Here is a 12,879-nt window from a genome sequence, read left to right as displayed (position 1 = left end):
AAGAGACGAGACAGCAGAAGGAGGACCGTATGGCCAGGCTCCTGAATCCTTTGGCTCCGCACCTTGCAGGAACGCTTTCGCCCGATGTGGAAGCAGGCGTGAAGGCTCTGCTTGCATCGGGTGCGCATGCAGACGGTGCAACTCCCGACGAGGCAGCGCTCAGGCGCGACGCGCGTGCTGCCGACGAAGAGTCCGTCATGCGCCCGGCATTCCTGCGCGATACGGAAAAGATCATCCATATGCCTGCCTACAACAGGCTGTCCGGCAAGACCCAGGTGTTCTCGTTCGCAGCAAATGACGATCTCACGAGGCGCGGGCTCCACGTGCAGCTTGTGGCCCGGGTCGCCCGTGATATCGGCCGTGCCCTGGGACTCAATCTCGACCTGATCGAGGCCATGGCCTTGGGCCACGATCTTGGGCATACGCCCTTCGGGCATGCAGGCGAGCACTTCCTGAACGATGTTTTCCACGAGAGGAGCGGCCTCTGGTTCATGCACAACGTCCAGAGCGTGCGCGTCCTCGATGTGCTCTACGGCAGGAACATCGCGCTCCAGACGCTCGACGGCGCCCTCTGCCACAACGGCGAGTTCGTGAACCAGCATCTGAAGACAAGCGGTCTTGCGGATTTCGGAGAATTCGACAGGAGGATCGAGCGCTGCTGGGCAGAAGGGCCAGCATTCGTGAAGACGCTGCGGCCAATGACAAAGGAAGGGTGCGTCGTGCGCCTCTCTGACATCATTGCCTATGTCGGCAAGGACCGCCAGGATGCGGTGCGTGCCGGCCTTGTCGGCGAGGACGCCTTCAGGGATGGCCTTGGCGGTGGCTACAATGCCTGGGCGCTCTCGGCCTTCGTCGCCGATATCGTGAACGAGAGCTTCGAAAAGCCTGAGATTTCGATGAGCGAGGAAGGCTTCCGGGAGCTCGCGCGTGCGAAGGAGGAGAACTACGAGAAGATCTACCGCACGCACGAGGTGGCAGGCGACTTCTCGGAGGACATCCAGGAGCTCTTCTCAGCGCTCTATGACCATGAGCTCGAAAGCCTCGCTTCGGGAGACGAGAGCCGCGCGATCTTCCATCATCACATCATCCCGCTCGAGGCGCATCTGGCGCACTATGGCAGGACCTATGACTGGAAGAGCTCGCCTGACCAGACCGTGGCAGACTTCATCAGCGCGATGACCGACGACTACTTCATAGCAACCTGCGAGCGGCTCTTCCCTGAAGCGAGAAGGCTCTTCCCGAAGCGCAGCTACTTCGACTACAAGCTTCCTGTCAGGGAATGGGAGGGATAGCGGCGTGGACAATCTGTTCAGTGCCTATGAACGCGAGGCGCGCATGAAGCATGCACCGCTTGCAGTGCGCATGCGTCCTGAGACGCTCGAGGACTATGTCGGCCAGACGGAGGCGGTAGGCCCTGGCTCGTGGCTCCGCGCGGCAATCGAGCACGATATGCTGACCTCTGTCATCCTCTATGGGCCAGCAGGGACCGGAAAGACCACCCTTGCCCGCATCATCGCGCATACGACGCACGCGGAGTTCGTCGAGGTCTCGGCTGTCACGGGAACCGTGAAGGACCTGAGGCGCGAGATTTCAGATGCCGAGCACCGCTGGCTTGCGCAGGGGAAGCGCACAATCCTCTTCGTCGACGAGATCCACCGCTTCAGCAGGAGCCAGCAGGATGCGCTGCTCCATGCTGTCGAGGACCGCACGGTCGTTCTTGTCGGCGCAACGACAGAAAATCCCTACTTCGAGGTGAACTCGGCCCTGCTTTCGCGCTCGCGTGTCGTCGAGCTCTCTCTTCTGTCCGACGACGATATCAAGCAGATCGTCGAGCGTGCGGTTGCGGCGCCTCAGGGTCTCGATGGGAAGTATGTGCTCGATGAGGATGCAGAAGCGGAGATTGTGACGCTTGCTGGCGGAGATGCGCGGTCTGCCCTCACGTCGCTCGAGCTTGCAGCGCAGCTTGCAGCGCCTGTGCCTGGCAAAGAAAGCGAAGGCAAGGCAGACGAAGGCCCTTGGAAGATCACACGGGCACTCGTCGAGGAGGCCAATCCTCGCCATGGGCAGAGCTACGACAAGTCGGGAGACGAGCATTACGACATCATCTCCGCCTTCATCAAGTCGATGAGGGGATCCGACCCTGATGCCACGGTCTTTTGGCTAGCCCGCATGATCGATGCAGGGGAGGATCCGAAGTTCATCGCGCGCCGCATCCTGATCTGCGCCTCGGAAGATATCGGCAATGCAGATCCGATGGCAATATGCGTGGCGGAGGCAGCATTCCGCTCGGCTGAGGTCATCGGCTATCCGGAATGCCGGATCAACCTCTGCCAGGCCGCGCTCTACAATGCGCTCGCCCCTAAGTCCAACGCAGCAGAGGCGGCAATCGATGCTGCGCTCAAGGAAGTGCGGGAAGGCCCTGCACGTGCCGTGCCGTCCTATCTGCGCGACCGTCACCGTCCGGGGTCCGAGTCCTATGGGGCCTATCTCTATCCGCATGACTATCCTTCTGGCTGGGTCGAGCAGCAGTATCTGCCGGATGGCCTCGAGCGTGGCTGCTTCTTCCAGCCGAGCGGCAGGGGATGGGAATCATGGCGCATCGAGCAGACAGGACGCGATCGCCAGGATGCAGCTTCGCATAAGGCCGGCAAAAACGGATAGAATCCAGAAGAGCATGCCTCCAGGGGGAGGCCGAATCTTTGAGTATGTGCGCTGAGAGGAAGGGAGCCAGCATGAGTCTTACCGACGTGCTTCTGGCCGTGCTTGTGGCAGCAGGCATCTGGGCAGTGGCGGAGCTTGCCATCACCATCAGGAAGGCCCGCAAGTCCATCGACGAGGTGACGGCTTCGGCGAACCACGCAATCGACGAGATCGAGCCCATCATCGCGAAGGCCGATGGCATGGTGGACGACCTGCAGCCATCTGCAAAGCAGGTCGAGCCAATCCTCGAGAGCGCACGCGATGCGGTCGACTCCGCAAACGAGAGCCTGGCCAAGATCAATGGCATCCTGGACGATGTCTCCGAGGTGTCCGGCACGGCAGCAGATGCGACGAATGTGGTTTCGGCGGGCGTTGCAAAGGTCGCAGCAGGAGCTGCAACTGCTGGTGCCCGCATTGCATCCGCTCTGGGCGCAAAGCCGAGAGGCGAGCATGCTCTCGAAGAGGGCGCTCCTGCAGCAGAGCCTGAAGATGCGAAGGAGGCTTCCTCCGACAAGGGCTATGTCACGTATCCTTCTGTGCAGGAGAGCCAGGATGCTGACAAGGAAACAGGAAGGTAGGTACCTACTCCCATGCAGAAAAGGCATGTAACCCTGAATATCCCGCCTGAGGCGGGCTTTGCAAGGTCGGTGCGCATGCTCGCCGCCAACCTCGGCGTCGTCTGCTCGTTCTCCGTGGACGATGTGGAAGATCTGCGCATGGCTGCCGAGGAAGGCTTCGTGTATGCCTGCGCGACGAAGCCGGAGAGCTGTGCTGTCACGTTCGACCTTTCCGATGGCACGGTCGAGATCACCTACAGCCTGGGCGATGCAGATGCATCGGAAGATGAGACCATTGCCTATGCAGACCTCCTGCTCGCTGCGCTCTGCGACGATTACGAGATCGACGCCGACAAGCACGAGCTCTATCTCATGAAGCACGTTGGGACGGTAGAGAATGCCGACAGATAATCCAGCCCCCAAGGTACGCCGCCGCGTATCTTCGAGGACACCACGCGGAAAGCTTGCCTGGGACAAGGACCGGACCCGGGAGCTCTTCCGCCGCTACAAGGAAGAAGGGGACACCGAGGCGCGCGAGCAGCTGATTGTGAGCCATCTGAACCTTGTCCGCTTCCTCGCTTCGAAGTTCAAGAACAGGGGAGAACCGCTCGACGACCTCATCCAGGTCGGCACGATCGGCCTCATCAAGGCTATCGATCGCTTCGATCCCAATCGAGGCCTCGAATTCACGACGTATGCGACGCCGACGATCATGGGCGAGATCAAGCGCCACTTCCGCGACAAGGGCTGGTCGGTCCGCGTGCCGAGGCGCCTGCAGGAGCTTTCTGCCAAGGTGAACCAGGCCACCGACGAGCTCACGAAGGAGCTTCAGCGCTCGCCTTCCGTCGAAGAGATTGCTGAGCGCCTGGGCACCTCCGTCGACGAGGTCCTCGAAGCCATGGAGTCCTCGAGCGCCTACAGCGCCGTGCCTCTCGAGGCCGGCGGCTCGAACGGCGATGAGGATGCGCCATCGGTGCTCGACCACTATGCCTCCGAAGACGAGAACCTCGCGTTCTCTGATGACCGCATGGTGATCGAGGATGCGATTCGTGGCTTCTCTCCGCGCGAGCAGGAAGTCATCCGCATGCGCTTCATCGATGGCCTCACACAGGTCGAGATTGCAGACAAGCTCGGCATCTCCCAGGTACAGGTCTCGAGGCTCCTTCGCCGCACACTCAAGAAAATCCAGGAGAAGATCGATCCGGACGGCGTCATGCGCTAGAGTGCCCCTAACCTGCTATCATCAATGAGCTGGCGAATCGACCAGGGGAGGGCCGTGGCTCCGAAGGACAACTCATATGCGACCGCACGCAAGGTCGCTGTCGTAAGCGCTGCCATCATCGGGTGCTGCGTGGCGCTTGTTCTTGTCGTGCGGCTGCTTGGCCTCATCGGCCCTGCCCTCGAGCTTCTGCTTGTGGGCGTCGTCCTCGGCTTCATCTGCAGCCCCATCACGAACTGGCTCGAAGACCACGGGATAGGACGTGCCCTTGCTGCCTTCATCGCCCTCGTTGTCGTGATAGCGGCACTCGTGGGCCTGGCCGTCATCGTGGTGCCGCCCTTCATCCAGCAGCTCATGCACCTGCTGCAGACGATTCCGACCTATATCCAGGAGCTCCAGGCCCAGATCACCGATTTCATGAGCCGCTATACGACGACCGACAACGCCGGTGCCCAGTACATGCTCTCGCAGGGCGTCTCTGCGCTCTCGTCGCTTGGCTCCACGGTCTCGCAGGATCTCATGAACAAGATCTCGAACGGCGTCATCACGAACGCCGTGACGACCGTGAACAATATCGTGACATTCTTCCTGGGGCTCGTGCTTGCCTACTGGTTCGCGAAGGACTATCCGGTCATGGTGAGGGAGCTCGCAACGATTGCCGGCGAGCGCCACGAGCATTCCGTCACGCTCATGCTTGCGGTCATGTCGCGCTCCATGGGCGGCTATATGCGCTCCATGGTCATTACCTCGCTGGCAAATGGCGTCCTCGCGACCGCCGGCCTCGCTCTTTTCGGCTACCCCTATGCGGGCCTTGTCGGCGTCATCACGGGCGTCGCGCATTTCATCCCGGTCGTGGGGCCCTTCGTCTCGGCGGCATTTGCCGTCGTGCTCGGACTCTTCCAGAGCCCGCTGCTTGCCCTTGAGACCTTGATTGTCATGGTCATCGCCCAGAACGTGACGGACAACCTCCTGTCGCCTCTGGTCATGCAGTCTGCCGTGCAGGTGCATCCGGTGCTCTCGCTCATCTGCATCATCATGGGTTCGGCCTTAGGCGGCGTCCTCGGCATGATTCTGGCCGTGCCGCTCACGGCTGCCATCAAGGGTGTCTTTGTGTACTACTTCGAGTCGCGCACCGGACGCCAGCTTGTCACCTATGATGGGGCTATCTTCAAGGGCAGGCCGTACGTGGACGATGCAGGAAATATCGTTCCATCCTTCGACGCCCTGGACGATGACAGGTTCTTCGAGAGCTCCAGGCTTGTCCAGGAGCTTCCGCACGAAGGGAAGAACACGTCAAACGCTGCAGGCTCCAATGCGGGCGGCAGCGCATCTGCACACAACCCCGGAGATTCCGCCGGGAACGACAACAGGTAAAGGTTTGGAGACACATGAGTACTGCTGAGTACAAGACGATGACAACAGCGGAGATCCGCGAGGATTTCCTGCGCTTCTTCGAGAGCAAGGGCTGCAGGCTCTATCCCTCCTCCTCGCTCATCCCGGACGATCCCTCGCTGCTCCTTGCAAACGCCGGCATGAACCAGTTCAAGGAGTACTACCAGGGCACGAAGACCATGAAGGAGATTGGTGCCTGCTCCTGCCAGAAGTGCCTGCGCACGAACGATATCGACAACATCGGCGACGCACGCCACCTGTCGTTCTTCGAGATGCTCGGCAACTTCAGCTTCGGCGGCTATACGAAGGCAGATGCCATCGAGTGGGCCTATGAGTTCATCACGGGCGAAGACCACCTCGGCCTTCCTGCCGACCGTCTCTACATGACGGTCTTCAAGGACGACGACGAGGCCATCGAGCTCTGGCATGCCCAGGGTGTGCCCTATGACCACATCTCCCGTCTCGGTGCCGAGGACAACTTCTGGGCGGCAGGACCGACCGGCCCCTGCGGCCCCTGCTCCGAAATCTACTTCGACCAGGGCCCTTCCTTCGAGGGCGAGCGCCCGGGCGACGACGGCGACCGCTATCTCGAGTTCTGGAACCTTGTCTTCACGCAGTATGACCGCCAGGAGGACGGCTCGATGCCGGACCTTCCGCACCGCAACATCGATACCGGCATGGGCCTCGAGCGCATCGCTGCCATCATGCAGCACAAGGGCTCGAACTATGAGGGCGATGTCATGCGCTCCCTCATCGCGCTCGGCGAGAAGCTTGCCGGCGTCGAGTACAAAGGCAGCTCGCACCTTGCCTCCGACAAGAGCCTGCGCATCCTGGCAGACCACTCCCGTGCTGTCACGTTCATGATCGGCGACGGCATCCTGCCTTCGAACGAGGGCCGTGGCTATGTCCTGAGGAGGCTCCTGCGCCGTGCTGTCTATCACGGACGCCTGCTCGGCATCGAGGGCCCGTTCCTCACGACGTATGCGCATGAAGTGACGAAGATCCTGGGCGATGTCTATCCTGAGCTCGTCGAGAACCAGGCCCTCATCGACGGCATCATCGCTGCCGAGGAGGAGCGCTTCCGTGGCACGCTCGATGCAGGCGAGACGATGCTTGCCTCCGAGATGGAAAAGCTCGGCGAGGGCGAGCAGCTTTCCGGAGACGTGGCCTTCAGGCTCCACGACACGTATGGCTTCCCGATCGACCTCACCCGCGAGATCTCCGAGACCGCAGGCCATGCTGTCGATATGGACGCCTTCCAGGCTGCCATGGATGCCCAGAAGGAGCGCGCACGCAAGAGCGCGAACCGCGATGCCTGGGGCCAGGCCAACAACGTCTGGACGGCGCTTTCCGACCGTCTCCCGAAGACGGAGTTCACGGGCTATGATTCCGATGAGCTCGAGGGCGCCAAGGTCCTTGCTATCGTCGCAGACGGCGAAGAGGTCAAGAGCGCCGAGGCAGGAGACGAGGTCGAGGTCGTGCTCGACAGGACGCCGTTCTACGCCGAGATGGGCGGCCAGGTCGGCGATACCGGCACGCTTTCCGGCGTTGCTGCACGTCTTGCAGTCACGGACACGAAGGGCAAGAGCGGCATGAGCGCCCATGTGGCAACCGTCGAGGAAGGCGAGCTCCATGTCGGGGATACGCTCGACTGCGCGGTCGATCATGGCAGGCGTGAGCTCATCCGCCGCAACCATACGGCGACGCACCTGCTCGATGCAGCCTTGAAGCAGGTCCTCGGCGACCATGTGAACCAGGCAGGCTCGCTCGTCGAGCCTGACCGCCTGCGCTTCGACTTCACGCACTTCGAGGCACTCACGGAAGACGAGCTCGAGCGCGTCGAGGGTCTCGTGAATGCCGAGATTTTCGCTGCCGAGCCGATTGTCACGAAGGTCATGGGCCTCGAGGAGGCCAAGGCATCCGGTGCCGTGGCCCTCTTCGGCGAGAAGTACGGCGACACCGTCAGGGTCGTCTCGACAGGCGAGAGCGACCATCCGTTCTCCCGCGAGCTCTGCGGCGGCACGCATGCGAGGAACACGGCAGAGCTTGGCTTCTTCAAGATCGTGTCCGAGAGCTCCGTCGGCTCCAACGCACGCCGTATCGAGGCTGTGACGTCTGCAGGCGCCGTGGAGTACGTCGACGAGAGGCTCTCCATCCTGAATGACGTGGCATCCGAGCTCAAGTGCCAGCCGAAGGACGTGCTCTCCCGCATCGAGGCGCTCCAGCAGGAGCTGCGCGCAGCCGAGCGCAAGGCAGAGGACCTCATGTACGGCAGCTCCTCCGACCAGGTTGCGCAGGCTGTGAAGGCAGCAGAGCAGCTTGATGGCTACAAGTGCGTCTTCGCGAAGCTCGCAGGCCTCTCCGGCAAGGAGCTCCGCAATGTCTGGGATGCCGTGAGAGACGACATGGGCGGCGAGCCCTGCGCTGCCGTCATCGCCTCTTCGACGGCAGACGGCAAGGTGGCCCTGCTTGCCGCGGCAACCGAGACCGCTGTTGCCAAGGGCTTCAATGCCGGCAAGGTTATCAAGGAGATCTCCGGACTCGTCGGCGGCCGTGGCGGCGGCAGGCCACAGATGGCCCAGGCAGGCGGCTCCGATGCTTCCGGCATCGATGCTGCGCTCGAGGCAGCAAAGGGTCTCGTCAGGTGAGGGCGCTTGCGCTCGATATCGGGGATGCGCGCATAGGGATTGCCGCAAGCGATGCTTCTGGCATGCTTGCGGTCCCTGTCTGCGTCCTTCCGGCTCAGGAGGTTCTTTCGCTCTCCCGGAACTTCCGCCGTGTCATCGAGGACCACGAGCCGGAGATCCTGGTCTGCGGCCGTCCGCAGACGATGGCAGGGGAGGATGGGCCCCAGGCAGAGAAGATCATGTCTGAGGGCAAGGCCATTGCTGAGAGGATTGGCCTTCCTGTCGAGTTCGAGGACGAGCGCCTCTCCTCGAGCGAGGCAAAGCGGATTCTCCGTGCACAGGGACTCACGGAGAAGCAGATGCGCGGCAAGATCGACTCTGTCGCAGCCTCGCTCTTCCTCCAGACCTGGCTCGACGCGAAGCGCGCGCAGGATCGAGACGCCTGATTGCCTCCAGGCACAAGAGCTTCGAAGCCCTTTTCCGTACATGCGGAGAAGGGCTTTTTCATGCCGGAATTTCAGCAACTGGTATCAGACGAGTCCGACCGCAAAGCTTGAGCTGTCAAGGAAAATCGGAGATTCCAACAGAATGGATGCTGGTGGCCAATAGTGATGCCATAGTGAAGCATTAAGAGATTTGCAAATTACTAGAAATTACAAAAATACAAGAACTATTACGCAGACGGTATGCCAAATTCTGACTGTTTTGATATGAATTCGAAAAATAGTTACGAATTAAGACCAGATAAAAACGTTACCGGAACCGCTATATACGAAAAATCTTTAATTCGGTGAGCAGTTCCTGGTGCACAAGAATTGTTGTCGAAATATAATGACACAGTGTGGAAAACATGGTGGACACATAAGCACATATGTTCACGAACGAGAGTCCACATGTTCTGTAGGCAGCGTGAGAGAAGTAAGGAGGAAGTTGGATGGTAGGAATCGTCCTGGCAAGCCATGGCAAGTTCGCCGAAGGCATCAAGGAATCCGGAAGCATGATCTTTGGTCCTCAGGAGGACGTCGCCGCTGTTGTCCTGACCCCCGACATGGGTCCTGACGACATGCACAAGAAGCTGCTTGACGCCATCGCCACTTTCAGCGATCAGGAGCATGTCCTGTTCTTGGTCGACCTCTGGGGTGGCACACCGTTCAACCAGGTTTCACGCATCATCGACGAGGAGAAGCACGAGGACTGGGTCGCAATCACCGGCCTCAACCTTCCGATGCTCGTCAGCGCGTACGGCTCCCGTATGGGTGCCGACACTGCTGTCGACGTCATGAAGGAGATCTTCTCCGAGTCCAAGGATGGCATCAAGGTGAAGCCTGAGGAGCTCGAGCCGAAGTCTCAGACCGCGGCACCCGCTCCTGCTGCAGCTGCGGCCCCGCAGGGCGCCATTCCCGAGGGAACGGTGCTTGGCACGGGTCACATCAACTACGCGTACGTCCGCATCGACACCCGTCTGCTCCACGGCCAGGTCGCAACGGCTTGGACGAAGCAGGTCAACCCGGATCGCATCCTGGTTGTCTCCGACGGTGTCGCCCACGACGAGCTGCGCAAGACCATGATCGTGCAGGCTGCGCCTCCAGGAGTCCATGTCCATGTCATCCCGATCAGCAAGCTGATTCAGGTCGATAAGGATCCGCGCTTCGGTGCGACGAAGGCCATGGTGCTCTTCGAGACTCCGCAGGATCTGCTCGAGGCCGAGAAGGGTGGCGTCAAGTTCCCGAAGGTGTGCATCGGCTCTATGGCACATTCCGCCGGCAAGACTGTCATCAACCAGGCAATCGCCTGCGATGAGGACGATGTCAAGACGCTCAAGGAATGCCGTGACAATGGCACGGAGTTCTACGTGCAGAAGGTCCCGTCGGACCGCGTCGAAGACATCTGGAAGCTTCTTGCCGAAAAGAACATGGCCTAGAGAAGGAGGGAATGTATGTCACCTATTACGGTACTTCTGGTCATTATCGTGGCCTTCTTGGCAGGCATGGAAGGCATCCTCGATGAGTGGGAATTCCATCAGCCGCTCGTTGCCTGCACGCTCATCGGCCTTGTCACGGGCCATCTCGATGCAGGCATCATCCTCGGCGGCCAGCTGCAGATGATTGCCCTCGGCTGGGCAAACATCGGCGCTGCTGTCGCTCCTGATGCAGCTCTCGCTTCCGTCGCTTCCGCCATCATCATGGTGCTGGCGCTCAATGGCGGCGGCAACCAGCAGGACGCCATCACGACGTCCATGGCAGTGGCAATCCCGCTGTCCGTCGCAGGCCTCTTCCTCACGATGATCTGCCGTACGATCGCTACGGCCATCGTCCACGCAATGGATGCCTGCGCCGATAAGGACGATATGGCTGGCATCGACCGCTGGCAGTTCATCGCCATCGCTATGCAGGGCCTTCGTATCGCCATCCCGGCAGCCTGCCTCTGCTTCATTCCGTCCGAGGCCGTCACGGCAGCTCTTAATGCTATGCCCGCATGGCTCACCGGCGGCATGGCAGTCGGCGGCGGCATGGTCGCTGCAGTCGGCTACTGCATGGTCATCAACATGATGGCTTCCAAGGAGGTCTGGCCGTTCTTCGCGCTCGGCTTCGTCCTCGCAGCCATCAAGGAGCTCACGCTCATCGCCCTCGGCGTCATCGGCCTCTCCCTTGCCATCATCTACCTTGGCCTCAAGGACATGGCAAAGAGCGGCTCTGGTGCAGCTGCCGGCTCCGGCGACCCGCTGGGCGACATTCTGGACGACTACGAATAGCAGAAGGAGTGTGAAACCATGGCAGAAGCAACTATTGAGAAGAACGCAGACGGCAAGATCGTCCTCTCGAAGGCAGTCCGCAAGCAGGTCATGTGGCGCCACCAGTACCTTCAGGGCTCCTGGAACTACGAACGCATGCAGAATGGCGGCTGGTGCTTCTCGATGATCCCGGCCATCAAGGCCCTCTACAAGGATCCTGAAGACCAGAAGGCGGCACTCAAGCGCCACCTCGAGTTCTACAACACGCATCCGTACGTCTCCGCTCCGGTCATCGGCGTCGTCCTCGCAATGGAGGAGGAGCGCGCCAACGGCGCCCCGATCGACGACGTTGCAATCCAGGGCGTCAAGGTCGGCATGATGGGTCCGCTCGCCGGTGTCGGCGACCCGGTCTTCTGGTACACGGTACGCCCGATTCTCGGCGCTCTCGGTGCCTCGCTGGCCCTGTCCGGCAGCATCGTCGGTCCGCTCCTGTTCTTCATTGCCTGGAACATCATCCGTATCGCCTTCCTGTGGTACACGCAGGAGGCCGGCTACAATCTGGGCACCTCCATCACGAAGGACCTCTCCGGCGGCCTGCTCGGCAGGCTGACCGAAGGCGCTTCCATCCTCGGCATGTTCATCATCGGTGCCCTGGTCGAGCGCTGGGTCTCCATCAACTTCACTCCGGTCGTCGCCCGGATCCCGCAGCAGGCTGGTGCCTACATCGACTGGGAGAGCCTTCCGGCTGGCGCTGATGGCATCAAGCAGGCGCTCACGATGTACAGCTCCATCGGTGCCACGGCTCTCGATCCTGTCAAGACCGTCACCCTGCAGTCCAACCTCGACCAGCTCATCCCTGGCCTTGCTGCAGTGGGCCTGACGCTGTTCTGCTGCTGGCTCCTCAAGAAGAAGGTCTCGCCGATCGTCATCATCCTGTGCCTCTTCGCACTTGGTATCGTCGGCCGTCTCCTCGGCTTCCTGTAGGATTGCCAAGGCGCTATCATGGGCCGTGCTTCCGCAAGGGAGCACGGCCTTTTCGATTAAGGAGTCACATCAATGGCAATGGTCCAGTCGCAGAACAGCTCGGTGGAATACACCTGCAAGGTGAGCTCTCTCCAGGGCCTCACCTCAACCGGTGACCTTATGGTCGGCAACAATGCCCTCGAGTACTACAACGAGCGCAATACCCAGGACTACATCCAGATTCCCTGGGATGAGATCGACTACATCTCGGCTTCGGTCTACGGCAAGCGCCACATTGCCCGCTGGGCCGTCTTCACGAAGGAGAATGGTCACTTCACGTTCTCTGCAAAGAACAACAGGGAAGCGCTCAGGGCAATCCGCGAGCATGTCGACCCGAGCAGGATGCTGCGCTCTCCCGACTTCTTCGATGTCCTGCGTGCCGGCGTCAAGGCTGCTGGCAGAAAGATCGCAGGCGTCTTCCATCCCAAGAAGGACACGGCTGACGAAGAGTAAGCTTCTGCCTCGATTTATGCAGACTGCGGGTGTTTTCGCAGCTTGGAGGCATCAAGTCTGCGCATTTCCTCTGTAGATGGGTATCTGCTGCGAACACAGTCACACTTTCGGCGTATGCTCAGGCACACTCAAGAAATCTGTCAGTCTGCCCTGTAGCCTTAAGGGTAGCTGCAAAGA

General features: G+C 60.6%; 12 protein-coding genes. All 12 read left to right on the top strand.

What is annotated here, in order from left to right; translation table 11 throughout:
• Positions 1-29: 29 nt before the first annotated feature.
• The 12 genes from VXJ24_RS05050 (at position 30) to VXJ24_RS04995 (ending at position 12,702) form a co-directional block, all read left to right on the top strand.
• Positions 30-1,292: a deoxyguanosinetriphosphate triphosphohydrolase family protein gene (locus VXJ24_RS05050; RefSeq protein WP_330971829.1), complete on the top strand. Its 1,263-nt coding sequence runs from the start codon at positions 30-32 to the stop codon at positions 1,290-1,292.
• 4 nt (positions 1,293-1,296) lie between these two features.
• Positions 1,297-2,661: a replication-associated recombination protein A gene (locus tag VXJ24_RS05045; RefSeq protein ID WP_330971828.1), complete on the top strand. Its 1,365-nt coding sequence runs from the start codon at positions 1,297-1,299 to the stop codon at positions 2,659-2,661.
• A gap of 71 nt (positions 2,662-2,732) precedes the next feature.
• Positions 2,733-3,278 (top strand): DUF948 domain-containing protein, encoded by a 546-nt coding sequence (locus VXJ24_RS05040; RefSeq protein ID WP_330971827.1) that lies wholly within the window; start codon positions 2,733-2,735, stop codon positions 3,276-3,278.
• A gap of 12 nt (positions 3,279-3,290) precedes the next feature.
• The gene (locus tag VXJ24_RS05035) at positions 3,291-3,668 is read left to right on the top strand and encodes an ATP-binding protein (RefSeq protein WP_330971826.1); all 378 of its coding nucleotides are present in this window, start codon (positions 3,291-3,293) and stop codon (positions 3,666-3,668) included.
• Positions 3,655-4,479, top strand: coding sequence for an RNA polymerase sigma factor SigF (locus VXJ24_RS05030; protein ID WP_330971825.1), 825 nt, complete (start codon positions 3,655-3,657; stop codon positions 4,477-4,479). The genes VXJ24_RS05035 and VXJ24_RS05030 overlap by 14 nt, the downstream gene beginning before the upstream one ends.
• Before the next feature lie 54 nt (positions 4,480-4,533).
• A complete protein-coding gene (locus VXJ24_RS05025) occupies positions 4,534-5,850 on the top strand; it encodes an AI-2E family transporter (protein ID WP_330971824.1) in 1,317 nt (438 codons plus the stop codon).
• Positions 5,851-5,864: 14 nt separating this feature from the next.
• On the top strand, positions 5,865-8,516 hold the full coding sequence (gene alaS / locus VXJ24_RS05020) for an alanine--tRNA ligase (RefSeq protein ID WP_330971823.1): 2,652 nt from the start codon (positions 5,865-5,867) through the stop codon (positions 8,514-8,516).
• The gene (ruvX, locus tag VXJ24_RS05015) at positions 8,513-8,941 is read left to right on the top strand and encodes a Holliday junction resolvase RuvX (protein WP_330971822.1); all 429 of its coding nucleotides are present in this window, start codon (positions 8,513-8,515) and stop codon (positions 8,939-8,941) included. The genes alaS and ruvX overlap by 4 nt, the downstream gene beginning before the upstream one ends.
• A gap of 488 nt (positions 8,942-9,429) precedes the next feature.
• Positions 9,430-10,416: a PTS sugar transporter subunit IIB gene (locus VXJ24_RS05010; RefSeq protein ID WP_330971821.1), complete on the top strand. Its 987-nt coding sequence runs from the start codon at positions 9,430-9,432 to the stop codon at positions 10,414-10,416.
• A 15-nt stretch (positions 10,417-10,431) separates the two neighbouring features.
• Entirely contained in the window at positions 10,432-11,247 is an 816-nt protein-coding gene (locus VXJ24_RS05005; protein WP_330971820.1) for a PTS mannose/fructose/sorbose transporter subunit IIC, read from the top strand.
• Between the two features lie 18 nt (positions 11,248-11,265).
• A complete protein-coding gene (locus VXJ24_RS05000; protein WP_330971819.1) occupies positions 11,266-12,210 on the top strand; it encodes a PTS system mannose/fructose/sorbose family transporter subunit IID in 945 nt (314 codons plus the stop codon).
• Between the two features lie 72 nt (positions 12,211-12,282).
• Positions 12,283-12,702 (top strand): DUF956 family protein, encoded by a 420-nt coding sequence (locus VXJ24_RS04995; protein ID WP_330971818.1) that lies wholly within the window; start codon positions 12,283-12,285, stop codon positions 12,700-12,702.
• Positions 12,703-12,879 lie beyond the last annotated feature (177 nt).

It is taken from the genome of Olsenella kribbiana (assembly GCF_036408795.1).
In the GTDB taxonomy this organism is placed as follows: Bacteria; Actinomycetota; Coriobacteriia; order Coriobacteriales; family Atopobiaceae; genus Olsenella_L; species Olsenella_L kribbiana.
This window is presented reverse-complemented; position numbering and strand designations above follow the sequence as displayed.